Genomic DNA, 26,637 nt, shown 5'->3' on the forward strand with positions numbered 1-26,637 from the left:
TAAATATAAAAGCCTGTAAACTCATTCAATTTACAGGCTTTTGTTTTGTTTTGAAACTTTTAATAGGTAATAATCCTATTTATGTTGTGGAGAAAGAGGGTTAGCCTCTTTTACTTCGTATACTTTATAAATAGGGATGTTCACTTTTTTAAATTACTGTGAGCACCTAATTACGAAAGTTTTAAACTATGATCGGAATCGTTTGATTCAATAGCAAATATAAAATTATTCTCTTACTTCTATATTATCTTTTAAGCTATCTCCTAACTTTGTTAAATTCAACGTAGGAAGATTCATTGTCGGCACACCTGATAAAGCTGTTAATGAAGCTATATACGCTCTTATGTAAGGAAATACAATGGCAGGAGCATTCTTAGTAAATAACCCCCCTTTTAAATCTTCTAATGGTATTGCGTCATCATAATTAAAAATAGCCTCTGATAATAATGAAATCCTAACTTTTCCTCTTTCTTCTTCTATAATTGTTTCAATAAATAGACGATACATTGTATTTTCTTGCTCTACAATTGCGTGTGCTTTAAAGTCTAAAGAAATATCATACTCTCCTATTTCATTAAAAGATATATGACTCTCTCTAACCATAAAATTCACAAACTGAATTGAAGCCTTTTTATTTTCCATACTTTTATGCTGCTAAACCAAGATCTTCACACTGATTTTCTCGTAACGGTTCATTATACGCCTCTAATACTGAAGCATAATTAAATACTCCATTTACTTTATCCATTGAAAAATATTCAATAGCATCGTCAAACGAAGGACCTTCCATATTCATATCAACAATAGATCCCCATACCTGATCGAATTGATCTTGTGGCATTTGATCTAATATTGCCTTTAGTTGTTGTGCTAATTGTGTTTTCATAATCTAAATATAATCAATTTTCTGGAAACACCACTTTCAGAGGTTGCAAAATTACATCTTTTCTTTTTATAACGCAAATCTGAACCCGTTGACCAATTATTGAGTACTCCTCCCTATCACCCCTAAACTTTAAACGCATTATTCCTCTATACATATCAGCAGCTCTAATAGATGAATAATTGAAGATACCATTATTCTTCATAAACTCAATTAAATTAGGTATTACTGCTTGTTTAGCATTTTTAATCTTTCCACTCTGTTTCATCACTTCAATACATTCCATTAAAGTTTCTTGACAATTTACAGACCCAAAAAGATCAAAACACTCATGTTCTAAATTCAATTGAGTCTGAGCGATTACATAATCCTTCCCTCTATTTTGATACCCAATATACCCCCATTCATGAGCCCATTTTATTTTGCTATCCCAAAAATAAGCACCAGTACCTAGCCAAGAGCCTTTATGACTACAATCATAAGGTCCTTCCAACTCTATAGCATCAATGTTATCTCTATTTTCTAATGTCTGATACCCTATTACTTCCATCAATCTATGATTTATATACTGAAATCAAATAGCCTAAACTTTTATCTCTGCTTACTACATCGTGTGGAACTAATAAATAATGCCAAGGTTTACCACCGTTTTCTAAATTGTATTTGGTAGCATATTTACAGTATGTTTTTGCTGCATCTGCTTTTTGTAGTACATCTAAATCTTGCATTTTATCTTTAGATTTTGGTTCTATCATATAAATTGCCTCTTCGGTTTCTACTACAAAATCTGGTTCATAACGTTTAGAGTTGTTATCCCAATAAATACGGAATTGATTGCTTGCAGGTCTTAACCACTTTACTACTGTGTTGTCATTTTCAAGTACAAATGCTAATTCTTTTTCTGTATTCGAATCAAACTTGTATTCAAAATGGCATGCTTTTTCAAAACCTGTAAATACATACTTTGGTACTAAGCTAACAGGAGAAATAGTATCTCTATAATCTTTAAAACCATTATTGGCTAACGCCGAAAAATTATGTGATTCTATTTTTGTAAATGGTAATACGTTTGGTTTTTCGTAATTGCTATATTCAATTTTAAAATGGTTTTTCATTTGAAGGTAGATACGATCTGAAATCGTTTTCTTAAACTGAAATACTGCTTTCTTTATATCTTTTTCATCCGAATTACTTGCTTCTATCGCACTATAGGCTTGTTTTGCTAGCTTATGTAATAATTCAGCGTTATCATCATAATCTACATCTGAATTATTTAATAATTCAGCAATGATATTATTGATAGGATTACCGTAATTACCACTAGAAGTAGCACGCAATGTTTCTACCTCTGCTTGATTGGCTAAGCTAACACGAATAATTTCTTCTTCTAAAGCTTTGAACTGAAATACAGAAGTGTCTAAATTAAAATCTTCAAAATAAGCATGAGCATCCCCTTGGACTAAGTCCATACGAGGTATTTCGATAATTTGTTTTTTGTAATTAGAAACAACAGGTTCATAAATTGATTCAGCTTCTTTAACAATATCAGCAGCGAATAAATTCCCTTGTCCTTGGCTAAAATTCTCTATAATTTTTTCTATTACAATAGCTTTTACTTCAGGTTTTGCAAAATCTTCAACTTTCTTTATCTCTGGTATTTTATTTAATGTAGGTAATACAGAAATAATTGCTTTTTTAGCATCAACTTGATTTTGTGCTGTTTGTTTTTGTTGAATATCTACAATAGCATCAACCTTTGCTTGTTCTACTGCAATTTCTTTCTCTGCTTTAGATACAGATGTCGTTGCAATAGTTTTTTCTTTCACCTGTTCTTCATCGTATTCTACAAAAGACATTTTGTTTAATAAAGAATCAGGATTTTGAGCTTCTGCAATTACTGAATCGAAATTATCGTGTGCTATTACCGTTAATTTATCAATATTAGCTTCGCCCGTACGCTTACCACCAAAAGGCAAACGCAACCCACGACCAATCGTTTGTTCGATTAATACGGTTGCATTAGCTGCACGTAAAGGCACAATAGTATATAGATTCGAAACATCCCAACCTTCTTTTAGCATATTAACGTGAATAACAATTTCTATCTCGTTATCTGGATTTTCTAACGAAACAAATAATTGCTCTATTTCTTCATCTTTCTTAGTTGAAGAATCGATTTGTAAAACTTTATCGATGTATTGTCCCTCGTAAAAAGTAGTTGAATTGATATAATCATAAACCGCTTTAGCATGTGTAATATCTTTACAAACTACTAAAACAAAAGGTTTTACTACTTTTTGATCATTGTTGAGTGCGTATAATTCTAAGTCCGTTTTGGTTTGTTGGTGAATAGAAATGGCATCTTCTAACTTCACTTGTTCAATTTCTTCTGAACTTTTCCCTTTAGGATCAAAATTTTTACGTTTAGCAATGGTAGGATTTTTCACATACAAACCATCTGCTAATGCCTTAGCTAAGGTATATTCGTACACGATGTTTTTAAACGATTTTCCTTTTTCATCTGTTGGCGTAGCGGTTAATTCAATACCGAATACAGGATTTAATTCATCAATCGCTTTTTTAGAAGCATCTGCATGGTAACGGTGTGCTTCGTCCATTAATACGACTAAATCATCTAAAGCCGATAAATGTTGCCAATACGATTCACCAAGATATTCTGATAAACGTTTCATCTTAGGTGTTAATGCTACACCACCAGATTTAGATCCTTTGTTATCTGAATTGAATTTAGAAATATTGAAAATATTGATGCGTATTTCTGATTCGCTAAACAAAGCCCCTTGCTGTGCATAGTTATCTCCTGTAATAATTACAGGTCGATTGTGTACAAATTCTGAAATACCATTGAATACATATTTACTGTACGCTGGGTCTCCAAAATCTTTGATAAGTTTTTCGTAAATGGTTAAGTTAGGTGCTAGAATAAAGAAATTCTTAACGCCTTTGGCTAAATACAAATAAGTAATGATAGCCCCCATTAAACGTGTTTTACCCACACCCGTAGCTATATTGTGGGTGATGGAAGGAAAGGCACGTTGAAAATCTGTACAAGAAGGATACAAGCCTTTTATGACTTGTAAATCTTCCTGAACCGTAGTATTTCTTTTCGTTTTATGTAGAGGAATATGATCTGCTATGGTTGCTGTAACTTCTAACGCTTCTGCTAAAGGTAAACGCAACGATAAACGTTGTTTTATTTGGTTAATAGTGTTTTGATTCATAGTTAATCAAATAATGATTTTTGGTTATTTTCTTTTGTATCAACTACTTCCTCATCATTTTCAATTTCTTCTTCTACATCGTAGTCTTCTTGGTTATCTTCTTGTGGTATGTTGACGATATTTAAACTGTAATCGTCTTTACCAAATTCGCAACGGTCTAATAACAACTGCGGTATTTTTTTGATAGTAATGTTCGGAAACTTGTTTTTACATTCTGTTTGGAATGCTTTGCAACAAATTAATAAACTTTCACCCGCTTGCATATCTTCTGCAATCGCTTCTAACTGCTGAACGGTAAGAAACTGCGTGGTAGTGAAAATAAAATCTTGTTCTGATGAATTCCCTTGTTTCCAAAATTGCGTTTCGCTTGGACTGTATTTAAAACCTTCTTGCTTAGCCATTGCAGCGGCTAACATATCGGCATTGTACTCATCGGACATAATCCACTGCCCAAACTTATCTTTCTTTAATAGGCTTGGTGCTAAAGTATAAAACTTAAAACCACCACCACCTTGCCAATTGACATCTGACGTAATACCTGTTTTATCCTTGCCTTGTTGAATTAATTTCAATCGTTGATAACAGTGAGTATAAGCTTGCTCACCTAATTCAATACCAATCCATCTACGTTTCATCTTAAAAGCAGCAGCACAAGTTGATCCCGATCCTAAAAAAGAATCCAGAACTAAATCACCTTCATTACTGAAATGATGTAATATTAATTGTAGTAATTTTTCTGGTTTTTTTCCACTTCTAAAATCAACTCCACCTTCTAAACGACAATTACCAAAACTACCTGCTAAATCATAAAAATTATTGATAGGAGTCTTTTTAGTTAAGTCTTTATTATTTAGTTGAGCCTGTGGTACGCCTTGAAAATATTTACCTTTTGTTGCACCTTCTTTTTGTGGACCTGTAAAATATCTATAATCAAATTTATCATCACCTATACCATAAATCTTATATAGAACACCATAGCCATCTGTTTCATATCTACCTGTCAGATAGTCCCTAAAGAATCTTCCTGAAGAATTTCCGTCTAATATACTACCTGTAGCCCAAATTTCTTTTCTACCATCCTCTGTTCCATCGCCTTTCTTTATTTTATACTGATGTTTCTGGAAAATTACTGCTCTTTTACCTCCTAATTCAATTTCTTCACCTTCTTCTAATTCTTCAAAATAGAAAATGAATTTATCAAAATTTGCTTCACTTTCGTTCAATCTTGGTTTTGCTCCATAAGCTTTCCTATAAATATGTATTTGCTCAATTTCCTTATGAAATGCCATATCTTGTTTCAAGGTTTTGTCAGGATACCTTACTCTAACATAAAATGTAGTTAAATAATTACTTCTGCCAAAAACTTCATCTAGTAATACTTTAAGATAATGACCTTCACTATCATCAATATGGACACAAATAAAACCATCTTCAGAAAGTAAATTTTTTAAAATTATTAATCTTTTACGCATTAAGTCTAACCAGATTGAATGTTCTATATTGTCATCATAATGTTCAAAAGCTGCCCCTGTATTGTACGGAGGGTCTATATAGATGCATTTTACTTTACCTGCATAGTCTTGCTCTAGCGCTTTAAGTGCTAAAAGGTTATCACCATGTATGAGCCTATTTTCGGTGTTTGGGTCACCGTATGAGTATTCTGGGTTTTCTATTAAAATACGTGGTTCTAGCTTGGGTTCTTCGCCTTTGCCAATCCACGTTAATTCTAATTTTTGTAAGTTTTTATTTTGAGCCATTGCTTGTGTTCTTTTATATTAGTTTCCATCGAATTGTAAAAAGAGTAGTCTCTTTTATCTTCTGATGCAAACGCTTTTCTATTTCATCTATTAGATTCTCTTTATTCTCTTCTATTTCATCTTGGGTACTATAGAGTGTCCTTCTGCATTCATTTCTTTTCTTTTCTAAGTCTTTTACCTCTCTTTGTAGCTGTACTTTTTGCTCTAAAGAAAAGGCCTTTTTTGCTTCGCTCTTTTTCAATTTAATAAAAGCATCCAAGTCTTTAATTTCCTTTTCTAAACTAATTTTCATATCATCCGCCCACTGATCCAGTTTGTCCATTTCTTTATCAAAGAACTCATTATTTCGCAATGCATTTTCATTTATAATTTCTTGCTTGTTGTGAAACAGGCATTCTTTTAATTGATGTACTGCTAATGATGATACTTCTTTTTTTTCTCCTTCGCTTGCAAATAATGAAAAAAAGCGAGGTGCATCTTCTTGACTAATCCTCTCTCCACTATCTGTAATTGCATTAACCAATAAATACTCTTCTTTCTCAAAAGAGTCTATTTCTAACAACTGTACACTCATCCATCCCATTTGTCCTACTATCTCCTCCAACGTGCTAATCTTACCAGTAGTATTAGTATAATCAAAAACAACCTCGCAAGTAGGAGTTTCCTCTTCTTTACAGGCTTTTAATATACGCTGTGCTAAACTATGTCCTACTCTGTATATATTAGTATCATCAGGTATATTAACTATATTTTTTCTTCCTCTATCATCGGTTTTCAAAATCATATAATGACCAGCATATATATGTTCTTCCTTAAAAGGGTTTTCTTTTAAAGTAAAGGAATAATCTGTTTCAAATATGGCACTATCTCCTAAATAATATTGAGTAATAGTCCACAAGTCTGCTTCGAACTTATTTAGTGTTTTTGTTGTCTCTATCAGATTACTACGCAATTTTTCTACTACCTCTTGATCAAAGTGATTGATTAAAGTTTGTTTAACTTCTAAAACTCTTTCTGATATCTGTGGTTTCAAGTCTTCTTGAAGTTGGTCAAAAGCTCCTTTTATTTCTTCTGGTGTTCTACATTCTTGATAAATTGAAGCAATGCGCTTTTCAAAATCTACTCCACTACCAATTACCCCTAATACCTCATCAGAAGCTCCAAATACACCATTAAACAATTGAAATTTTTCATTCAGTAATTCATAAACACGAACATCTGCTTGATTATTAACATTTAAAAAGTTAACAACAACTACATCGAATTGCTGTCCATAACGGTGACAACGACCAATGCGTTGTTCTATTCGCTGTGGATTCCAAGGCATATCGTAATTAACAATCAAAGAACAGAATTGTAGGTTGATTCCCTCTGCTGCTGCTTCTGTAGCAACCATAATAGTAGCTTCTTCTCTAAAGTAATCTACTAAAGCTGCACGCATATCAGCCGTAGCCGACCCCGTCACTTTATCAGTTCCTGTATGTCTATCGAGCCATGCCTTATAGATAGTCTTAGATTTAGCATCACTATTCGTCCCATTAAACAAGACTACTTTTCCTTCATATCCGTTCTCTTCTAACTGTTGGTATAGATAATCTTGTGTTCTTCTACTTTCTGTGAAAATTAAAGCTTTTTGATTTGCACCTAATTCTTCTAATGCTTCAAAGCCTTTATTTAAAGCTGTAGATAATTGTACAGCTTTAGAATTTGATTTAATCGCATAAGCTAAGTCACGATAATTTTTTAGATCCTCTAATTCAGTAGCTATATTTACCAGATCCTCAGATGTAAACTGATATCCTATTTCCAATTCTTCATCCGACCATTCATCTGCTGTTTCATCTGCTGATTCATAATCAATATCCATTTCTGCTAGGAGGTTATCTTCTACTTGTAAATGGTCTTTTAAAATACTCTCTAATTTTATAACCAATGAGTCTAATGTACCACAAATTGCTAAAGACGAAGAAGCTAACAACTTACGTAAAATTAATGTCATTAATTGTCTCTGGCTATTAGGCAAAGCATATAAACGTTGTCTTTGCAAATATTGGGTTAATTGATCGTACAAATATTGTTCATCATCATTAGGTGTAAACTCTTGAACAATTGCAATTCTATTAGTGTAATTAATATATTCTAATACTTCACTCCTCAATGTACGATGACAAACAGGTTGTAGTCTATTTCTCAATTCTTGGTAATTACCATCTTCTGTTAATCTTGAGAATTGTGTTTTAAAACTCTTCAAGCTTCCAAAAACATAATCATCTATAACAGACACTAGACCATACAGTTCTAATATCGAGTTCTGTAAAGGTGTAGCTGTCAATAATATTTTTTTATAAGGACTTAAAGCATTTTTAAGAACATTTGCAATTTTATTACTTGGTTTGTAAACATTTCTCAAACGGTGAGCTTCATCAATTACCACCAAATCCCAACGAGTCTGTGCTAAATAAGCCTCTTTAGCTTTTGCAAATTGAAATGAACAAATTACAATAGCTTCTTCTGTATTGAAAGGATTTAAATTACCTTTCTTAACCTCTTCATTAAAAGATTTCGTTTCTAAAATAACAGATGGCAGATAAAATTTTTCTATTAATTCTTGATTCCACTGCTTACGCAAATTGGCGGGAGCAATAATTAATAATCTTCTTTTTTTCTCTGCCCATTGTTGAGATAGAATAATACCAGCTTCTATAGTTTTACCCAATCCAACTTCATCTGCTAAAATTGCTCCATGAGACAACGGAGATTGAAAAGCAAACATAGCAGCATCTACCTGATGTGGATTCAAATCTACCTGTGCATCTTGCAAAGATGCAGCAAACTTTCCAATCGAATTGGATGGTTTTAATCTCGTTAAATCGTGTGCTAAATATTTAGCTTGGTATTTTGTAATCATTAAATCTCAATTTTAAACAAATATAAGGCTCCTTTTCTTTTATCTGTTATCCAGCAACAAAATCAAACATACATATTTTATTTATTCTATAAATAATAAAATCCATAAACCCCTCAATATTTTGAGTCTATCTACTATTTCAAGCAAAAACTGACGACTTCGGAGTAGTTTTCTAGCCCTCTGCAAGAGCAAGTCGTTTTGAAGGCTCGAATCTCAATTTCGAGTGCCTCAAAACATAACTTGCTCTTATCTTTCGATGTGTAAATACACCAATTTTACAAAGTAAAATCTAAAGTGATTTCATATTAGTAAATCACCCACTATTTGACACTAAAGTGCCAAGTACAACCATAAAATTCCATTTAAAGTTTTCAATCTGTATATATACTTTCTTTGTCGTAAGATAGTAAAGTAAGTTTTGTAATTGTCTTTTAAATAGCGCTTTAAAGCTTTTTTAAAATGATTTTTCAGTAAAAAATTAAAAACGTAAAGTTTGAAAACGATAAAACAGTTTTTACAGCTTATACTTTTTATAAGAACCTGTTTACAAGGTTGTAAAAAAACGAAGAAGCTAAAGCTTAAAGTAAAAATTGTTTTTGTAAAGTAAGAGGTATCATTTTGAATAAGCTCAGTTAATTGATAAATATTGCTTATTTAAAACAAGGTTTAAAATACTACTGTAACAAAACAGTGAATCAAGTATTACTTAGTTAAAACAAAACGCTATGTTTTAAACGATCTAAAACTTACAACTATCCATAATGTAAAACGTAAACCATTAAAAATGTACAATATGGAAACAGTAAAACAACCTTTAAAAATTAGCTTTTATACACAAAAAGGCGGAGTAGGTAAATCTACTTTAACAACACTCTTAGCTAGTCAGCTTCATTATCGATTAGGCTATAATGTTCTTGTTATGGATTGTGATTTTCCTCAGAACAGTTTGGTTAATATGAGAGAGCGTGACAAGGATAGTATCATGCAAAATGAATATTACAAACAAGCTGCTATTAAGCAGTTTCAAAGATTAAAAAGAAAAGCATACTCGATTATCAAATGCAAGGTTGAAGAAGCCTTAGAAGTTGCTGATGCTACTATGAAAGAATTAGATCAAACTTTTGATGTGGTATTCTTTGATTTACCTGGGACAGCTAACACTAAAGGAGTATTATCCACCTTAAATCAAATGAATTACATCTTTAGTCCAATTATCGCAGATCGATTAGTTGTAGAGAGCACGTTAGGTTTTACTAAAGCTTTTGCGGAATTACCAAAAAGTAAAGAAAACTCCATTAAACAACAGTTGTGGCTTTTTTGGAACCAAGTGGATGGAAGAGAGAAGACTGAATTATATAATAGTTATGAGACTGTGATTAAACAATTAGACCTTCCTATTATGAAGGCGAGAATAAAAGACAGTAAACGCTTTAGAAAAGAAACAGAAGCTACAGGCAGATATGTATTTAGATCAAGTTTACTTCCTGCGGATACCAGCCTTATGAAGGCTACTAATTTATCGGAGTTTGCTGATGAGTTTTTACGTATTACTAATCTTTAATCCTAATATATAATGAAAGAGCAAAACACATCAAAAAAGGGGAATCAAAATGAGTTAGTCGATGAAGACTACCTAATGAATATCATGAGTGGTGATATAGAAGTTAAGTCTGCAAAACAAGTTAAACCTATTGTAGAGGAAAAAGAAGAACCAGTAACCCAAAAACAAATAGCACAGACAAAAGAGAAGAAACCAAAGAAAGAGATGTCAATTACTAAATACCAAGAACTCTTTTTGATTAATGACTTCCCATCAACAAGGGCTGGGAAGGTGGTTTACATCCGACCAGAGTACCACGAAGTATTACTTCGTATAACGCAATTAGCTAAAGAAGAGAAAACTACGCTGTATTCTTATTTAGACAATATTTTAAAGCAACATCTACAAGATTACAGCCAAGAGATTACCCAATATTTTAATGACAAATTTAAACCTATTTTATAATGAGAAAATTTAAACACTTTAGGAAAGCAGCTCAAGTACAAACAACTAAGAGCAAAGAGAATTATGTTGATACTTTTTTAAAAGAAACATCAACCAGAGCCAGAGATGGAAAAACGGTTTACATCCGACCAGAGTTTCATGAAAAACTCACTCGTATTGTTCAAGTCATAGGAGAGGACAAAGTTTCTATTTATGCATACTTAGATAATCTGCTTGATAATCACTTTGAGGAGTTTTCACAGACGATTGTAGAAAAGTTTAACCAAAAGTATAAACCTATTTTTTAACCCATGAAAATAGTTATAATAATCAGTCTGGTTCTTGTAATTGCTCTTCTGTTATTAGATAAAAATAAAACCAACAAACAAGAGAACCAATCTAAAACAGAAGAGCCACCTTTTAAACAAGATGTACCCATCAGTATTATAGGAGAAAGTAAACCAGTCATCCTAAAACAATCGTTAATGAGTCAAACAGAAGAGGAGCTTGACTTAGAAGAGGAAGAAAAAGAACTAAGTGAGAGTTTACAACCTGTAGATCATGAGTTTACTGAGCGGGTTAGTACAGATGAACTTAATAGTTTTGTTCGGTCTATTGAACAAGAGTTAATCAATGAGACTACAGTAAAAACAGCTAAAAAAATAGAAGGCTCAGATTTACTTGAATTACTTCAACAGGCGATTCCAAATTCAGCTAAGACAATAGCTAAATTATTAGATCAATCATTAAACGAAAAATCACCAAAAGAAGAAGAAGAAGTAATAGGTAGTGAGGATTTTAATATCAATGATTTTATATAACAAAGACAGTGTTTAGTTTTAAAAATTAAACACTGTCTTTGTTTATTACAAATTCTTAAGTAGGCTTAAAAGACATTTATTCCTCTACCATTTCACACTATCATAATCAAATGTATCATCATCTAATTCCAGGTTCGGAGCTATGGTATTTAATTTTTTCGCGTCTTTTTCTAATTCAGTTTTGTATGCTAAATATTCAGATGTTCCAAAACAAGCTTTCTTTAATAGTTCAGGTAATTGTCTAAAGGCTTTTTTACCTCCATTTAATAAGAAATAATCAAGGTTAATCCTTCTCATGTAGATATACAAGCAATCATTAGAAGCATCAATACCACCTGTTATGTAATGAGACAAGTTAACTGCTCCATTGGGATCATAACTATACATCGCTTTTTCTAACCAATATTCTAATTGCAATAGATTTGATAATTGAAGTTTATTGATGTTAAAATAACGTGCGTTGTATCGAACAGCATGCAGAAAGAACAGTCCATCTACCCAAGATATTCGACATCCAAAATAAGGTGTATCATTAAAATGGAAATGAGTGCCTGTACGCTCTAATCTATTGCCTTGAAAAGTTTTTCGTATATCATATAACATACTGGCTATTATTGTTTCCCGTGATTTAAAACCAGGCTGATCTAAGAAATCTTCATTATTCCACAATCCATCAAAGGAATTATATAAAGAAGATAAATCTTCATAAGATCCCCATAATTCAAAACCAATACCGTTTTTAGTTGCTAATAGATAAAACATATTACACAGTTAGTTTAAAAATAAATACTCCACTTGTTGCTTGTTCTCTTACAATGACTACATCAATCCTTATACCTGTTGCTAAAAAAACGGAATGATTCTTTTTGTAATTAAAATAAAGTAAGTGAAAAACAAACCTACAAAAAAAGATTGACCTATAATTATAGGGCTACCTAAAAGCCAAACATAACCCCAAAGTTCCACAATCAATCCCCCAAACCGTTTTCCAAAGACATTTACCAAAGTATCATGCAAAGGGCATGATTATAACTTACTAAATGTCATTCTTATGAAAACAAAAACAATCAAACAAAGGCTATTCACACTACCTATTGTATTAAATAGTTTGCCATTATTAGCTCAAGGAAACGGAACAGCTGGAATCACAGAAGCAACCCAAATGGTCACTTCTTATTTTGATCCAGCCACTAAACTTATCTACGCTATTGGAGCAGTAGTTGGTCTTATTGGAGGAGTAAAGGTTTATAACAAATTCTCAAGCGGTGATCCCGATACAAGCAAAACAGCTGCAAGCTGGTTTGGAGCTTGTATCTTCTTAATTGTAGCAGCTACAATCTTACGTTCATTTTTCCTTTAAAAGCTACTACTATGAAAAAGTATAGTATCAATAAAGGCATTGGAGCAAGCGTTGAGTTTAAAGGACTCAAGGCTCAGTACCTGTTTTATTTTGCAGGAGGACTTTTGGCTGATTTAATTCTTGTTATGGTGATGTACATGGCAGGGGTAAACAATCTTATTTGTTTAGTCCTTGGTCTTGGTACATCAGGCTATCTTATTTACAAAGTGTTTTCACTAAACAAGAAATATGGTCAGTATGGACTTATGAAACTTCAGGCTAGAAAGTACTTTCCAAAGTATATCATTTCAAGAAAAGAGGTCAAAGGGTATTTAAGTAGAAACTTAAAATTAAGACACTATGAGAAATACAGCTAAGACAAACACTCTTGAAAGAATGTTTCCGATCCTATCAGTGGAGAACAACTGTATTGTTTCCAAGCAAGCAGATATAACGGTTTGTTATAAGGTCATCTTACCTGAGATTTTTACTATCTCAGATAAAGAATATGAGACCATTCACAGTGTATGGCATAAGGCAATTAAAACCCTTCCTGAGTTTACGGTTATTCACAAACAGGATTGGTTTGTAAAAGAGAGTTATGAGGCTGATTTTAAAGACGCAGAACAAAGCTATTTAAGTAGAAGCTTTGAAAGGCATTTTAATGAGCGTCCCTTTTTAAATCACAGTTGTTATCTCTTTATCACAAAGACAACCAAGGAACGAATTAAAAGTCAGAGTAATTTTTCATCACTTACAAGAGGGGAACTCATCCCTAAAGAAATCAGAGATAAAGATATGGTTCAAAGCTTTTTAGAAGCAACTACTCAATTAGAGAAAATAGTCAATGATAGTGGACTGATTCACCTAACTAAATTATCTGAAGAGGATATCATAGGCTCAGAAGAGAAAAGTGGATTATTAGAGCAGTATCTGACTCTAAGCTCTGATAAAAGAGGAAGTCTTCAGGATATTGCCATCAGTGCAGAAGAGGTTAGAGTAGGAGACAATAGGATTTCGATGCACACTCTTTCAAGTACAGATGACTTGCCTACTGAGGTATCGTATTTATCTCGTTATGAAAAACTATCAACCGATAAAAGTAGTATGGCTTTATCGTTTGCCTCGCCTGCTGGACTCTTGCTTAACTGTAATCACATCTATAATCAGTATTTGTTTATAGAGGATAGTGATTGTAATTTAAAACAATTTGAGAAGTCAGCCAAGAATATGCATTCCCTTGCCAGATACAGTAGAGCTAATCAAATTAACAAACAGTGGATAGAAGAATACTTAAATGAGGCCCATAGTAAAGGCCTTACTTCTATAAAAGCTCACTTTAATGTAATGGCATGGTCAGATAATCCAAATGAGCTTAAACAGTTTAAAAATGACGTAGGAAGTGCTATTGCTTCTATGGAATGTGTACCAAGACATAATACAGTGGATGCTCCCACACTTTACTGGGCAGGTATGCCAGGGAATAGCGGTGATTTTCCAAGTGAAGAGAGCTTTTATACCTTCATAGAACCTGCCTTATGTTTTTTTACTGGTGAGACCAACTACCAGAACTCGTTATCTCCCTTTGGAATTAAAATGGCGGATCGCTTAACTGGTAAACCGATTCATTTGGATATTTCAGATCTTCCCATGAAAAAGGGAATTATTACCAATCGAAACAAGTTTATCTTGGGACCATCAGGAAGTGGTAAGAGTTTTTTTACCAATCATATGGTAAGACAGTATTATGAACAAAATGCTCATGTACTTTTGGTAGATACAGGGAATTCTTATCAAGGATTATGTGAACTGATTAAAGGCAAAACAAAAGGAACAGATGGGCTGTACTTTACATACACCGAAGAAAACCCAATTGCATTTAATCCATTTTATACCGATGATGGGGTGTTTGATATTGAAAAAAGAGAGAGTATTAAAACCCTGATCTTAACGCTTTGGAAGCGGGATGACCAGCCGCCCTCACGAGCTGAGGAAGTAGCGCTTTCAAATGCTGTTAGTGGGTACATTCAAAAACTACAAAATAGCGATATAAAACCAAGCTTCAACACTTTCTATCAGTATATCAAAACAGATTACAAAGCTGAGTTAGAGGACAAGCAGGTTAGAGAAAAAGACTTTGATTTAGCAAACTTTTTAAATGTTCTTGAGCCTTATTATAAAGGAGGAGAATATGATTATCTCTTAAACTCAGAAAGTGAGCTTGATTTACTAAATAAACGCTTTATTGTCTTTGAGATAGATTCAATCAAAGATCACAAAATTCTCTTTCCTATAGTGACTATTATCATTATGGAAGTGTTTATAAATAAGATGCGACGTCTTAAAGGTCAGCGTAAACTAATCTTAATCGAAGAAGCTTGGAAGGCCATAGCCAAAGAGGGGATGGCATCGTACATTAAATATCTTTTTAAAACCGTTAGGAAGTTTTTTGGAGAGGCAATAATTGTAACCCAAGAAGTAGATGATATTATTCAATCTCCGATTGTAAAGGAAAGTATCATCAATAATTCAGATTGTAAGATCCTGCTTGATCAGCGTAAATATATGAACAAGTTTGATGATATACAGGCGATGCTTGGACTCACTGACAAAGAAAAAGCGCAGATACTTTCTATTAATCTAAACAACAATCCAAATCGCCTTTACAAAGAAGTGTGGATTGGTCTTGGGGGAACTCACTCTGGCGTATATGCTACAGAAGTAAGCTACTCGGAATATCTCGCTTATACTACAGAGGAGACCGAAAAGCTACAGGTTATGAACCTGGCTAAAGCACTTGATGGTAATGTAGAAATGGCAATAAAACGCCTGGTGCAAGAAAGGCAAGAAGAAGAATACAAGACAGTGCTCTAATCCAACTTCGCAAGGAAAATCGAGTGAAAAAACAATCAACTAAAACACAATCAAAATGAAAAAACTAACTCAGGTAGTTATAGTAGTGATGCTACTGGTTCTACCCATACAAATTCGCGCCCAATGGGTGGTGAGTGATCCTGGAAATTTAGCCTCAGGAATACTAAACAGTGCCAATGAAATTATTCAAACTTCTGCCACGGTGGATAATGTAATTAAAAATTTTAAAGAAGTAGAAAAAGTCTATAAACAAGGCAAAGAGTATTATGACAAACTGCAAGCGGTCAATAATCTAATTAAAGATGCAAGGAAAGTGCAACAAACAGTGCTGCTAGTTGGAGACGTCTCAGAGCTCTATGTCAAAAACTTTGGCAAAATGCTCAATGATCCAAATTTCTCTGCCCAGGAGCTTTTCGCTATCGCCAATGGTTACGCCATTCTTTTAAATGAGAGTACAGAGCTTTTAAAAGAACTCAAGCAGATTATAAGCGCTTCGAGTCTATCGTTAAATGACAAAGAGCGTATGGATGTAATAGACAGAGTTTACAATGAAGTAAAGGACTATCACAATCTGGTTAGTTACTACACTAGAAAAAATATAGGTATCAGTATACTCAGGGCTAAAAAGAAAAACAATACTCAAAGAGTATTGGATCTATATGGGACATCCAATCAAAAATACTGGTAGCTATGGAAGAGAGTAATTTACATGAGGTACTTCAGAATCTCTATTACGATATGATGCCACTCTCGGCTGAAATGGCAGGAGTGGCTAAAAGTGCAGCCGGTCTTGGGGCTCTTTTTTACATTGGGTTAAAAGTATGGCAAGCCCTAGCAAGCGCAGAACCTATTGATGTATATCCAATGCTAAGACCGTTTGCTTTGGGCATCTGTATTATGTTTTTTCCAACCCTTGTACTTGGAACACTAAACACGGTGCTTAGCCCAGTGGTTAAAGGAACACATCAGATACTGGAGAATCAAGTGATTGATTTAACGGGTTTGCAACAGCAAAAAGATGTTTTAGAAAAAGAAGCGATGCTCCGAAATCCAGAGACTGCTTATTTAGTTTCTAAGGAAGAGTTTGACAAAAAACTCGATGAACTAGGATGGTCTCCATCAGATTTAGCCACCATGAGTGGGATGTATATAGAAAAGGGAATTTATGAAACGCAGAAAGTAATTAGAGATGCCTTTAGAGATTTTTTAGAAATGGTCTTTCAAGCCGCAGCCCTTGTTATTGATACGATTCGCACGTTCTTTTTAGTTGTGCTTTCTATACTGGGGCCCATTGCTTTTGCCATCTCAATATGGAGTGGTTTTGAATCTACACTTACCCAGTGGCTCACAAGGTACATAAGCGTATATCTCTGGCTTCCAGTAGCGGATTTATTTAGCGCTATGCTTGCTAAGATTCAATCGCTAATTATCGAAAGAGATATGCAGATGCTTTCAGATCCCAGTTTTATTCCCGATACCTCCAATACTGTTTATGTAATATGTGCGCCCGTAAAGGTTATGTAATAAATATGTCTTTAGCAAGACATCAGGCTAGTATTCTAAAGCCTGTCATCATCCGACTTATTTGTAAGGGAAACCAAACAAGGAGTGTAGCATGTCGGAAAAAGCATAAGTCAGATAGTTATCATTCTGCGACTGAATGACAAGATGAAAAGATAGATATAAGGATAAAATCCGAATTGATTAAATGATAATCCAAGCGGTAGTTGTAGGGACTTTGACGTAAGATAACTATACTCGTCATATTATGATACTTCACTATTGAAGATGAGTAGATGAAGCAAGAATAAATCATAACGCAACCATAGTAAATGGTAAAGGGTGGAAGTCATATCCGAGAATCTATTAAGCTAAGTTATTACATAGCAAACGGGGATTACCTAAGTTGAAATGCCGAAAGGCTATGAGGTTTTAGTCTCTGAATATTCAATAAGGTAACGGAGCTTCCGTAGTAGTCCGAGCAAGGGAAAGCCTTGTACATGGCAAAGGGAAGCAGTTAAAGGTTTGATATAATTAATGAAAAATGTGAGAGACATTATGAGAAATTCAATAAAAATATTAAACGGTCTATCAAAGCATAGCCCACAAGTAAACTATAAATATGAAAGACTCTATAGAATCCTGTTTAACCAAGAAATGTTTTTTAATGCCTATCAGCGAATCTACGCTAAACCGGGTAATATGACAGCAGGTTCTGATGGTAAGACAATCGATGGAATGAGTCTAGAACGTATCAATAAGTTAATAGAAGTGTTACGTAACGAAACATATCAACCACAGCCAGTTAGACGGGTTTATATACCAAAGAAAAATGGAAAAATGCGTCCTCTAGGAATACCAACATTTGATGATAAATTAGTGCAAGAAGTAATACGTATAATTTTAGAAGCTATTTACGAAGGGCAATTTTTAGATTGTTCTCATGGCTTTAGACCAAAACGTAGTTGCCATACAGCATTAACAAAGATTCAGAAAACATTTACTGGAGCAAAATGGTTCATTGAAGGAGATATAAAAGGTTTCTTTGATGGAATTAACCATGATATACTTATTAGTATTCTTCAAGAACGAATTTCTGATGAACGATTCATTAGACTAATCAGAAAATTCTTAAGAGCAGGCTATGTTGAAGAATGGACTTTTTACAAAACTTATAGTGGAACACCACAAGGAGGAATTGTAAGTCCTATTCTTGCTAATATTTACCTAGATAAATTAGATAGGTATGTAAAGGATTATATAAAATGTTTTGATAAGGGAATTAAGAAAAAACCCAACGAAGCGCGATTGAAACTTGATACAAAGAAGAAAATGGCAATGCAAAAACTTAAAGTTGTTAAAAATGAAAATGAACGCCTTTGTGTAGTAAAACAACTCAAAGCTATTGATAAAGAAAGGTTATCCATTACAAGTAATGATGAAATGGATGATAGCTTTAAAAGAATGAAATATGTAAGATATGCAGATGATTTTATAATTGGTGTAATAGGTAGTAAAGAAGATAGTAAGAGGATTAAAGAAGATATTAAGAACTTTCTTGAGTCGAAACTAAAACTTGAACTGTCAGAAGAAAAAACGCTGATAACCCACACACAAAGAGCTGCAAAATTTCTTGGTTATGAAATTCTAGTGAATAAAAGTAATCTTGCTAAAAGAGACAAGATGGGAAGAATGATAAGATCTTTTAATAAAAAGGTATATCTGAAACTATCTATGGATACAATAAAAAAGAAACTACTTGATTTTGGAGTTCTGGAAATTAAAATGAAAAAAGGGAAAGAAGTGTGGAAAGCAAGAGAACATCGCAAAAGTATCAATAATGATGATTTGGAAATTCTACAAAAGTTTAATTATACACTAAGAGGATTTCATAATTACTATGCGATAGCCAATAATAGCTCTCTAATACACTCTTTTAAGTATATAATGCAATATAGTATGTACAGAACCTTCGCAGGAAAGTACAAAACATCTGTTGCAAAAATTGCTCAGAAGTACAAGATAAATGGAGAGTTTACCATTAGTTATCTCAATAGAAAATCAGAGGTTAAAACACAGACTTTTTACAACGAAAATTTTAAAAGAAGGAGACCTGTAGAGAATACACAGCTTGACAAAGAATCTATAATTTATCATGCTAACAGAACAAGCCTAATTGATAGGCTTAAAGCTGAAAAGTGTGAAATATGTGGAGAGCAAGGAGCTCTAGATATGCATCATGTTAGAAAAATCGAAAACTTAGATGGTAAAGGATATGCCGATAAGTTGATGATTGCAAGACGCAGAAAAACCATTGCTCTTTGTAGAAGTTGTCATCAAAAAACTCATGCAGGTAAGATGGACTGACTCTTTAATGGAGAGCCGGATACGCGGAGACGTGTAAGTCCGGTTCGGGGGCGAGCATTTGAAAACCTACCATAGAAATATGAAAAGGCGTTGGATGTTTAGCCTACTTATGATTATTGGCATTGTGGGATATTTTACAATTCCTACGGTAACAGGATGGGTAATTCAAGCCGGTGGAGCCGGAAACTTTATGCGCAACATGAATCAAACGGTGATGAAAACAGGAAATATGGCAACAGCGGGCGCAGGAGCAGTAGTTGGCAATATTGCTGGTAAACTCATGAAGAAATAGACACAATAAATTATTAAAACTAATAAAAACCATGGAATTTAAATCACTTCGAAATATAGAAAATAGCTTTAAACAGATTCGGCTTTATGCCATTGTATTTGCTACAGTTTGTTTGCTAATTGTAGGATTCTCTATCTACAAGAGCTATGATTTTGCTAAAGAGCAACGAGAGAAAATCTATGTTCTTGACAAGGGGAAATCCCTTATGCTTGCCCTATCTCAAGATGCAAGTATAAATAGACCAGTAGAGGCAAGAGAACACGTAAGGCGCTTTCACGAGCTGTTCTTTACCCTCTCACCTGAAAAAGCAGCGATAGAGGGTAATATGCAACGAGCGTTTAATCTCTCTGATAAAACTGCCTTTGATTACTACAAAGATCTACTTGAAAAAGGGTATTACAGTAGGGTTATCTCAGGAAATATTCAACAGCGAATTGAGGTAGATAGTATTAAAATAGATTTTAATGCCTATCCCTATAAAACAACGACCTATGCGACTCAGTACATCATAAGATCAAGTAATCTAACCAAAAGAAACCTTGTCACAAGTAGTCAGCTCATATCTGCGGTTAGGTCTGATAACAACCCTCAGGGGTTTATCATTGAGAAGTTTACTGTTTTAGAGAACAAAGACTTAGAAGTTGTTAAACGCTAAAAACAAAACTTATGAATAAGTTACAACTTTTAAGACATAGCTATTCCAGTAGGCTACAGACCTATTGGAATAGCCTCTCAATAAAAAGGCAGCGAGTTTTATTACTTACTGTATTTACGCTCTACAGCCTTGTTTGCCTTTTGATTGTAAAGACAAGTTTTATAAGAAACAGCTCAAACAATCAAGAAAGACAAAGCAATATAAAACCCGTAAAGTATTTGCTTGAGAGGCAAAAGATAGAATCAAAATCAACTATTAAAACCAAAAATTATGAATCACAATCAATCAGATAAAACCCATCAAATAGAGAAAGTACCCAAAGAAAATAAAGTATTCCAAGGTATCGTTGAAAAACACAAAAAGCACATTGTCTTTGCTTTAATGGGCGTTGTGTTTTTAGGTGCTATGTACCTTTTGTTTAAACCAGAAGATAAGGAGCTTATCACACATAATGACTCAGTTCCCGAAGCGATAACACAGGGGATGCCCACAGATAAGGTCAAAGCCTATGAAAAAGAGCTATGGGAGCAGAAGCAACAAGAAAACGAAAATCAGATGCACTCCTTAGCGGATTATTGGAATGAGTCACAAGAGGAGTTTAATAGCAGTTATAATTACCAAGATTACAATCAGGAGCCTACTTACACGCCTTATGAGAGGTCTTATCAGAACTATAAGCAAAGCCAAGATGTACTGAGTAGTTTTTATGATAATACAGAAAATCAAGAAACTGATAAGCTTAAGAAGCAGATTGCAGAGTTAGAGGAGCGATTAGAAGAAAAAGACATTCCAACGCCTATTACAATTGATAGTCAATTAGAGCTTATGGAGAAGTCTTTTCAGATGGCAGCCAAGTATTTACCAGGTGGTCAAAACCAAACTGAATTACCACCTTTAAATGAGACTACAAATGTCAAAACAATTTCAAGTAAAAAACAGGCTATAACAGTGGTTGATAAAACAAATAAAGATATTGTCTCTTCACTTGTAAAACCGATGAGTTTACAGGATTTCTTACCTATTAATCTTGAAAATAATCCAACCTTTTATACAGCAGAAGGAGAGCGTAAAACGCAAACTCATAAAAACAGTATAAGAGTCAGTGTCAAAGAAGATCAGGTTATTATAAACGAAGGTTACATCAAACTAAAACTCTTAGAAAACATCGTAATAAATGGGGCTCTATTACCTGAGACGAGTACGCTAATTGCTAAAGTCAAAGTAAGTAACGCTAGATTAGAGCTTAGTGTAAACTCTATTAAAATTGATGATACCATTATAGAAACAGAACTTATTGGTTATGATAACTATGGGCAAAAAGGACTTGAGGTATTAGACCTTCAAGAGATAAGCGCCTCAAAAGAAATCATCGCCAATATGGGACAAACAGCAGGGACAAGTATATCTATGAGTAGATCAGCGTCAGATCAAATAGCGGGAGACCTAACCAAAGGACTCATCCAAGGGGTGTCAGGATACTTTTCAAAGAAAGTAAAAGCCCAGAGAGTAACATTAAAACAAGGACAAGAACTGTTTCTTGTTCCCAAAGAATAATAACTAATCAAATAAAAACATAAAAAGAAATCATTATGAAAACAATTATAAAATATATGCTACTGTGTTTATTAGTAGTAAATACAGTAAACGCTCAAGAGAACAAAGAGTCTATCAATCTATCTAATGCTGAGGTAACACCATATGAGATAGAGCTTACCCAAAACAAAACAACGCATATTCTGTTTCCAAGTAGCATTGAATATGTAGACTTAGGAAGTAGCGAAATAATCGCCAACAAAGTAGAGGCTACCTCTAATGTACTTCGTTTAAAAAGTGTAAAAGAAGATATTAAACCTACAAACTTTACTGTAATTACAAACGATGGTAAATACTATAGCTTTAATGTTATCTACAAAGAGCAACCAATACAATTGAGTTATGACTTAACCAAATTTGAAAAACAGAATAGTAAACAAAAAAGTGAAGTTCTGTTTAAAGATTTAGGTACTACCAGTGCAAGTTTAGCAGATCTTTTTATGAAAGCTATTATCAAAAAGAATAAGAAGGAGCTAAATATCAAAAGTAAAAATTATGGAGTAAAAGCAAGGTTAAAAAGTATCTATACCCAAGATGGTAAACTTTACTTTCATCTTTCTATTAACAACAAAAGCAATTTACCATACGAGGTTGACTACGTTAGTTTTAAAATTAAAGATAGAAGAACTACAAAACGAACTACAATTCACGAAGTCAGTTTAAAACCGATTAGAAGTTATAGAGATTTTCAAACGATCAATAGCCAAAGTAAACAAGACAATGTTTTTATGTTGGATCAGTTTACTTTCTCTGATAAGCAAACGCTTTTAATTGAAATCAATGAAAAGAATGGAATTAGAAAACAAAAACTAGCTGTTAAAAAAAATAAAATTCAGAATGTATTGATGGTGAATAAAATTAAATTTTAAGTTTTTAATAATAAAAATGAAGGGCGTCTATCAATCGTTAAGTTTTGATTAGATGCCTTTGTTTTAAGTTTTAATAAGTTCATATGTGTATTTGAGTTTTAAAAGGAATAATTGGATATATTTGAAGTTAACCTTCTAAAAACCTATTTGTTATGTCAAATTATGTCTATTTTAAAACAAAAACAGATTACTTGTATAATGTAGATTCAAAAAATGATATTTTAAGTGATGATCTCTTAGATTTAATTAAGGATACAGAACTAAAAGAATTAATTATCAATAAATATGACTTAGATAAGAATATCCTGATCAATATTGATAAGGCTGATATAGTATATAATCAAATCAAGAGCTATGTCGATAGATTTGAGTTGTTGAGATTAACTGTACCTGAGAATAAAGTTGATACTTTTTTGAAAGAGAATCCAGAAGAGAAGAAGTACGACTATTATTTTAATATCAAAGAAGCTTGTATTGATGAAAATACAGGAGAAATGATAGAGAACCTTGAGGCGGTAGCTATTTATGATTCACTTGATTTGTTTTATAAAGATCGAAGTTTATCACAATATGTAAAGTCTTTAAATAAATCTAAGAACTTAAATAAAAGTCAATTATTAGATGATTTGAATATTTCTTGGAAAAGACACTTTGATAAGTATCCAAAAGATGTTAAACCCAAGATATTTAGAGTATTGAAAAATAAAGATCTATACTATGTCAAAAGTATAAATAGTAAGCAATATAAGGAATATGGGATTGCTGAATCTTTTGTTTTATCAATGCTTGAATTGAATAAAATTCATTTGAGAGAGGAGGTTAATTTTACTATTTCATCTATCTCGTTAAGAGAATCAAAAATAGATATGATTATTTCTTTGGATAAAAAGGTATCAATAAAAGATGTTGGTTATTTTAGACCTTCTATTTCAATTAGAAATGAAGATACAGGAAATGCTTCCTTAGGAGTACATACAAGTATAGAGTTTTATCCTGAAAATAACGAGGATAACAATAAGATATACTTGTTCCCTAAAAAAGATAAGGACAATAACAAAATTGAAAATAAAACAACTGCAAACCATACCATAAATCAAGATACATTGTTAGAGTTATTTGAATCAATATCAGATTTATTTGATTATTTAAAACAAGTAGAAAAAGATTTTAAATTTTATAATGATGCTCAGCATCCAGATGAACTCAGACAAAAAATCGCTGAAAAAGTTTGTAATACAAAAGGTATGTTTAAGGGGCTAACACAACTACAAGGGCTGTTTGAAAGGAAAAAAGATCAACAGATTACTAATCTTCAAAATTTACTTGAAATGTGTGGGAAGGCAGAAATGTTAGACATGGATTTTGACCTTAAGTTCAAACTTAGATATCTAATATCAAACGTGCTTTTATATGGTAATAATACTATTAAATAGATTATAATCAGATAAAAGAGGGAAGTCTGAGTATGGAAAAATTTAGAAAACCTGATCAGTTTTATATTGATCAATATGATAGACATACAATAGAAGAGCTTAAAGAGTTAGAGTTGCAAATTGAGAAAGTTTACAAAAAAATAAAAACTAATCAGAATTCAGAGTATGATTCTGATTATTTTAAGCTTCAAATGCAGTATCAAGATACAGCTGTTCATTTTGCGAGGCAAAGAGAGAAACTTATACAGTCCCGTATTTATGAAGATGAAAAAAAGGATAGATTAATTCGATCAGTACCTATACCTAAAAATGTAAGATGTAATACTTGCTTTGAACAGATGAAATTTGATATGTTTGATTTTGTAGAAAATGATTCGGAGATAATTTTTATTTTTTCATGTAATGATAAACATCTACCTAAAAAAAGCAGTATATGCTGATGGTAGAGAACTCTATGTTACCAAGCATTTATGTAGCTATTGTGGAGGAAAACTTAATAGCACTAAAAAAGAAACGGGTAATAAGTTGACTTTAATTGATACCTGTGAACAATGTGATAAGGTTGAAACTATGGAAATGAATCGTTCTGTTAAAAAGATATTACCTATCAATGAAGATGAACGAAAAAAATATTGTACAGATTTTATAGGATCAAATACTTTTTATGAAGATTTAGAGGCAATAACTAATTTAAGTATTAGTCTTGATTTAGATAGCGAAATTGATGTCAATAAATTGAAACAATTAAATATAGCACAAGTAGAAAAGGTATTATCTGAAGAACTTGAAAAAGCAAAATTCACTAAAATTCAATTTGAAAAACCTCAAGTTGGTAGATATTTAACTGTAGAGTTTTCAGCTCAAGATTTATCTGATAGAAATGAAACTAATAGCGTAAATAAGCTGGTACAAATAATTCAAAAAGTTTTATTCTCAACTAACTGGAGGTTAGATGTAAATAGTGTTTCCTGTAAATTAGGATTTTTAAGTGCTCATATTAAAGGATATTCAGTGAAAGAAGATTTACTTAGGATTCTTAAAGAGATAAGATGAATAAAATAGTGCTGTATGATTGGGTGTTTTTTTATTTGTTATCTTCTAAACCTAAGTTATCTTTACTAATTAGTTTTGTAAATAGAATGAAATGGCTATACCTAAACATGATGAACTAAGAGTACCAATACTTGAAATTTTAAGTGATGGTCAACAGTATAAATTAAAACAGTTTCAAAAGCCTTTAGCAGAGAGGTTTAAATTAACAGATGAAGAGATTAATGAAATGTATCCATCAGGTAATGGGCATGTTTTTTATGATCGTATCTCGTGGGCATTAAGCTATATGAATATGGCTGGTTTATTAGATAAACCCAGCCGTGGAGTTTATGTTATTAATACGAAGGCTAAAGAACTTTTAAAGACACCTGAAAAGATAAATTATTATATAGATGATAAAATGTCTAAGAGGGAAAAGAAAAAAAACTCTGGTGAGGAGTTGATAAATGATTTTCGAATTTCGAGAATACAAGAAGATGCTACACCTTCTGAAAAGTTGTATGCCTCTTTTACAAATATTAAAAATGCTGTTTATGATGAGATTATTGAAAGTATTCTTAGTAAGAGTCCAGCATCTTTTGAACGATTAGTTGTGATGTTATTGCAAAAAATGGGATATGGTGGTGAAGTTAAAGATTCAGGATTGGTAACGCAGATTTCTAACGATGGAGGTATAGATGGTGTTATAAAGGAAGATGTGCTTGGTTTTGGTCGTATTCACATTCAAGCTAAAAGGTTCAACTCTAAGTTATCGGTAGGGAGACAAGATATACAAGGTTTTGTAGGTGCATTAGCTGTAGCTCAATCTAATAAAGGGGTATTTATCACGACATCTTATTTTACACAAGGAGCGAAGGATTATGTAAAGAGTTTAAATGGATCTACTACAGTTGTTTTGATTGACGGAAAGGATTTGGCAGAGTATATTTATGAGTATGGACTTGGTATGCAAGTAGAACAAACTATTGAAATTAAAAAGTTAGATGCTGATTTTTGGGATAGTTTTGAAGATGATAATAGATAAACTTTTTATATTTGAAATAGTATTAATATATTAAAAATCTTCG

The 26,637-nt window shown here is 32.8% G+C and carries 24 protein-coding genes and 2 pseudogenes; 19 read left to right on the forward strand and 7 right to left on the reverse strand.

Annotation, left to right across the window (positions count from 1 at the left end):
• Positions 1-225: 225 nt before the first annotated feature.
• Genes AABL85_RS11310 through AABL85_RS11335 form a run of 6 tightly spaced genes read right to left on the reverse strand, consistent with a single transcriptional unit; the run spans position 226 to position 8,790 of the window.
• On the reverse strand, positions 226-642 hold the full coding sequence (locus AABL85_RS11310; RefSeq protein WP_341310150.1) for a hypothetical protein: 417 nt from the start codon (positions 640-642) through the stop codon (positions 226-228).
• Positions 643-646: 4 nt separating this feature from the next.
• On the reverse strand, positions 647-886 hold the full coding sequence (locus AABL85_RS11315; protein WP_341310151.1) for a hypothetical protein: 240 nt from the start codon (positions 884-886) through the stop codon (positions 647-649).
• 13 nt (positions 887-899) lie between these two features.
• The gene (locus AABL85_RS11320; protein WP_341310152.1) at positions 900-1,433 is read right to left on the reverse strand and encodes a hypothetical protein; all 534 of its coding nucleotides are present in this window, start codon (positions 1,431-1,433) and stop codon (positions 900-902) included.
• Positions 1,434-1,437: 4 nt separating this feature from the next.
• Entirely contained in the window at positions 1,438-4,125 is a 2,688-nt protein-coding gene (locus AABL85_RS11325; protein WP_341310153.1) for a DEAD/DEAH box helicase, read from the reverse strand.
• Positions 4,126-4,127: 2 nt separating this feature from the next.
• Positions 4,128-5,882: a site-specific DNA-methyltransferase gene (locus tag AABL85_RS11330; RefSeq protein WP_341310154.1), complete on the reverse strand. Its 1,755-nt coding sequence runs from the start codon at positions 5,880-5,882 to the stop codon at positions 4,128-4,130.
• Between the two features lie 13 nt (positions 5,883-5,895).
• Positions 5,896-8,790, reverse strand: a complete 2,895-nt coding sequence (locus AABL85_RS11335; protein ID WP_341310155.1) for an SNF2-related protein — start codon at positions 8,788-8,790, stop codon at positions 5,896-5,898.
• 793 nt (positions 8,791-9,583) lie between these two features.
• Between AABL85_RS11335 and AABL85_RS11340 the strand changes: the two genes are divergently transcribed.
• The 4 genes from AABL85_RS11340 to AABL85_RS11355 are packed head-to-tail and all read left to right on the forward strand — an operon-like array spanning position 9,584 to position 11,595.
• Entirely contained in the window at positions 9,584-10,351 is a 768-nt protein-coding gene (locus tag AABL85_RS11340; protein ID WP_341310156.1) for a ParA family protein, read from the forward strand.
• 12 nt (positions 10,352-10,363) lie between these two features.
• A complete protein-coding gene (locus AABL85_RS11345) occupies positions 10,364-10,795 on the forward strand; it encodes a DUF3408 domain-containing protein (protein WP_341310157.1) in 432 nt (143 codons plus the stop codon).
• Positions 10,795-11,082 (forward strand): DUF3408 domain-containing protein, encoded by a 288-nt coding sequence (locus AABL85_RS11350; protein WP_058699395.1) that lies wholly within the window; start codon positions 10,795-10,797, stop codon positions 11,080-11,082. Before AABL85_RS11345 ends, AABL85_RS11350 begins: the two co-directional genes overlap by 1 nt.
• A gap of 3 nt (positions 11,083-11,085) precedes the next feature.
• Complete coding sequence (locus AABL85_RS11355) at positions 11,086-11,595, forward strand: hypothetical protein (RefSeq protein WP_341310158.1); 510 nt, start codon at positions 11,086-11,088, stop codon at positions 11,593-11,595.
• 84 nt (positions 11,596-11,679) lie between these two features.
• Here the strand turns inward: AABL85_RS11355 and AABL85_RS11360 are convergent, their stop codons facing one another.
• Positions 11,680-12,357, reverse strand: a complete 678-nt coding sequence (locus AABL85_RS11360; protein ID WP_341310159.1) for a DUF6904 family protein — start codon at positions 12,355-12,357, stop codon at positions 11,680-11,682.
• A gap of 289 nt (positions 12,358-12,646) precedes the next feature.
• Between AABL85_RS11360 and AABL85_RS11365 the strand changes: the two genes are divergently transcribed.
• The 15 genes and pseudogenes from AABL85_RS11365 (at position 12,647) to AABL85_RS11435 (ending at position 26,594) form a co-directional block, all read left to right on the forward strand.
• Complete coding sequence (locus AABL85_RS11365) at positions 12,647-12,955, forward strand: DUF4134 domain-containing protein (RefSeq protein WP_341310160.1); 309 nt, start codon at positions 12,647-12,649, stop codon at positions 12,953-12,955.
• An 11-nt stretch (positions 12,956-12,966) separates the two neighbouring features.
• The gene (locus AABL85_RS11370; protein WP_341310161.1) at positions 12,967-13,311 is read left to right on the forward strand and encodes a DUF4133 domain-containing protein; all 345 of its coding nucleotides are present in this window, start codon (positions 12,967-12,969) and stop codon (positions 13,309-13,311) included.
• Positions 13,295-15,808, forward strand: a complete 2,514-nt coding sequence (locus tag AABL85_RS11375; RefSeq protein ID WP_341310162.1) for a TraG family conjugative transposon ATPase — start codon at positions 13,295-13,297, stop codon at positions 15,806-15,808. The genes AABL85_RS11370 and AABL85_RS11375 overlap by 17 nt, the downstream gene beginning before the upstream one ends.
• An 88-nt stretch (positions 15,809-15,896) precedes the next feature.
• A complete protein-coding gene (locus AABL85_RS11380) occupies positions 15,897-16,496 on the forward strand; it encodes a DUF4141 domain-containing protein (protein WP_425355294.1) in 600 nt (199 codons plus the stop codon).
• A gap of 2 nt (positions 16,497-16,498) precedes the next feature.
• A pseudogene (traJ, locus tag AABL85_RS11385) lies at positions 16,499-17,308 on the forward strand (conjugative transposon protein TraJ); the annotation flags it as partial.
• Positions 17,309-17,866: 558 nt separating this feature from the next.
• Positions 17,867-19,675, forward strand: coding sequence for a group II intron reverse transcriptase/maturase (gene ltrA, locus AABL85_RS11390; RefSeq protein ID WP_341310164.1), 1,809 nt, complete (start codon positions 17,867-17,869; stop codon positions 19,673-19,675).
• Between the two features lie 106 nt (positions 19,676-19,781).
• Positions 19,782-19,967: pseudogene (locus AABL85_RS11395) on the forward strand (conjugative transposon protein TraJ); the annotation flags it as partial.
• Positions 19,968-19,998: 31 nt separating this feature from the next.
• Positions 19,999-20,622, forward strand: coding sequence for a conjugative transposon protein TraK (gene traK, locus AABL85_RS11400; protein WP_341310165.1), 624 nt, complete (start codon positions 19,999-20,001; stop codon positions 20,620-20,622).
• Positions 20,623-20,633: 11 nt separating this feature from the next.
• Positions 20,634-20,915, forward strand: coding sequence for a hypothetical protein (locus AABL85_RS11405; protein WP_341310166.1), 282 nt, complete (start codon positions 20,634-20,636; stop codon positions 20,913-20,915).
• Entirely contained in the window at positions 20,893-22,176 is a 1,284-nt protein-coding gene (traM, locus tag AABL85_RS11410) for a conjugative transposon protein TraM (RefSeq protein WP_341310167.1), read from the forward strand. The genes AABL85_RS11405 and traM overlap by 23 nt, the downstream gene beginning before the upstream one ends.
• Before the next feature lie 35 nt (positions 22,177-22,211).
• Positions 22,212-23,084 carry a conjugative transposon protein TraN gene (traN, locus tag AABL85_RS11415; RefSeq protein WP_341310168.1) on the forward strand — a complete coding sequence of 291 codons (873 nt, stop codon included), beginning with the start codon at positions 22,212-22,214 and terminating at the stop codon, positions 23,082-23,084.
• A 152-nt stretch (positions 23,085-23,236) separates the two neighbouring features.
• Entirely contained in the window at positions 23,237-24,517 is a 1,281-nt protein-coding gene (locus AABL85_RS11420) for a hypothetical protein (protein WP_341310169.1), read from the forward strand.
• Between the two features lie 32 nt (positions 24,518-24,549).
• Positions 24,550-24,957 carry a hypothetical protein gene (locus AABL85_RS11425; RefSeq protein ID WP_341310170.1) on the forward strand — a complete coding sequence of 136 codons (408 nt, stop codon included), beginning with the start codon at positions 24,550-24,552 and terminating at the stop codon, positions 24,955-24,957.
• Positions 24,920-25,570, forward strand: a complete 651-nt coding sequence (locus tag AABL85_RS11430; RefSeq protein WP_341310171.1) for a hypothetical protein — start codon at positions 24,920-24,922, stop codon at positions 25,568-25,570. The genes AABL85_RS11425 and AABL85_RS11430 overlap by 38 nt, the downstream gene beginning before the upstream one ends.
• Positions 25,571-25,661: 91 nt before the next feature.
• Positions 25,662-26,594, forward strand: a complete 933-nt coding sequence (locus tag AABL85_RS11435) for a restriction endonuclease (RefSeq protein ID WP_286442511.1) — start codon at positions 25,662-25,664, stop codon at positions 26,592-26,594.
• Positions 26,595-26,637 lie beyond the last annotated feature (43 nt).

This window comes from Myroides odoratimimus, assembly GCF_038039805.1.
In the GTDB taxonomy this organism is placed as follows: domain Bacteria; phylum Bacteroidota; class Bacteroidia; order Flavobacteriales; family Flavobacteriaceae; genus Flavobacterium; species Flavobacterium odoratimimum_B.

Bases quoted from the DNA above. Each gene is read 5' to 3' on its own strand.
- traM (WP_341310167.1), top strand. From the start codon at position 20,893: ATGAATCACAATCAATCAGATAAAACCCATCAAATAGAGAAAGTACCC.
- ltrA (WP_341310164.1), top strand. From the start codon at position 17,867: ATGAGAAATTCAATAAAAATATTAAACGGTCTATCAAAGCATAGCCCA.
- AABL85_RS11315 (WP_341310151.1), bottom strand. From the start codon at position 886: ATGAAAACACAATTAGCACAACAACTAAAGGCAATATTAGATCAAATG.
- AABL85_RS11405 (WP_341310166.1), top strand. From the start codon at position 20,634: ATGAATAAGTTACAACTTTTAAGACATAGCTATTCCAGTAGGCTACAG.
- AABL85_RS11370 (WP_341310161.1), top strand. From the start codon at position 12,967: ATGAAAAAGTATAGTATCAATAAAGGCATTGGAGCAAGCGTTGAGTTT.
- AABL85_RS11355 (WP_341310158.1), top strand. From the start codon at position 11,086: ATGAAAATAGTTATAATAATCAGTCTGGTTCTTGTAATTGCTCTTCTG.
- AABL85_RS11430 (WP_341310171.1), top strand. From the start codon at position 24,920: ATGATAAACATCTACCTAAAAAAAGCAGTATATGCTGATGGTAGAGAA.
- AABL85_RS11345 (WP_341310157.1), top strand. From the start codon at position 10,364: ATGAAAGAGCAAAACACATCAAAAAAGGGGAATCAAAATGAGTTAGTC.
- AABL85_RS11335 (WP_341310155.1), bottom strand. From the start codon at position 8,790: ATGATTACAAAATACCAAGCTAAATATTTAGCACACGATTTAACGAGA.
- AABL85_RS11325 (WP_341310153.1), bottom strand. From the start codon at position 4,125: ATGAATCAAAACACTATTAACCAAATAAAACAACGTTTATCGTTGCGT.
- AABL85_RS11330 (WP_341310154.1), bottom strand. From the start codon at position 5,882: ATGGCTCAAAATAAAAACTTACAAAAATTAGAATTAACGTGGATTGGC.
- AABL85_RS11320 (WP_341310152.1), bottom strand. From the start codon at position 1,433: ATGGAAGTAATAGGGTATCAGACATTAGAAAATAGAGATAACATTGAT.
- AABL85_RS11435 (WP_286442511.1), top strand. From the start codon at position 25,662: ATGGCTATACCTAAACATGATGAACTAAGAGTACCAATACTTGAAATT.
- AABL85_RS11360 (WP_341310159.1), bottom strand. From the start codon at position 12,357: ATGTTTTATCTATTAGCAACTAAAAACGGTATTGGTTTTGAATTATGG.
- traN (WP_341310168.1), top strand. From the start codon at position 22,212: ATGAAAACAATTATAAAATATATGCTACTGTGTTTATTAGTAGTAAAT.
- AABL85_RS11310 (WP_341310150.1), bottom strand. From the start codon at position 642: ATGGAAAATAAAAAGGCTTCAATTCAGTTTGTGAATTTTATGGTTAGA.
- AABL85_RS11375 (WP_341310162.1), top strand. From the start codon at position 13,295: ATGAGAAATACAGCTAAGACAAACACTCTTGAAAGAATGTTTCCGATC.
- traK (WP_341310165.1), top strand. From the start codon at position 19,999: ATGGAATTTAAATCACTTCGAAATATAGAAAATAGCTTTAAACAGATT.
- AABL85_RS11340 (WP_341310156.1), top strand. From the start codon at position 9,584: ATGGAAACAGTAAAACAACCTTTAAAAATTAGCTTTTATACACAAAAA.
- AABL85_RS11365 (WP_341310160.1), top strand. From the start codon at position 12,647: ATGAAAACAAAAACAATCAAACAAAGGCTATTCACACTACCTATTGTA.
- AABL85_RS11420 (WP_341310169.1), top strand. From the start codon at position 23,237: ATGTCAAATTATGTCTATTTTAAAACAAAAACAGATTACTTGTATAAT.
- AABL85_RS11380 (WP_425355294.1), top strand. From the start codon at position 15,897: ATGCTACTGGTTCTACCCATACAAATTCGCGCCCAATGGGTGGTGAGT.
- AABL85_RS11350 (WP_058699395.1), top strand. From the start codon at position 10,795: ATGAGAAAATTTAAACACTTTAGGAAAGCAGCTCAAGTACAAACAACT.
- AABL85_RS11425 (WP_341310170.1), top strand. From the start codon at position 24,550: ATGGAAAAATTTAGAAAACCTGATCAGTTTTATATTGATCAATATGAT.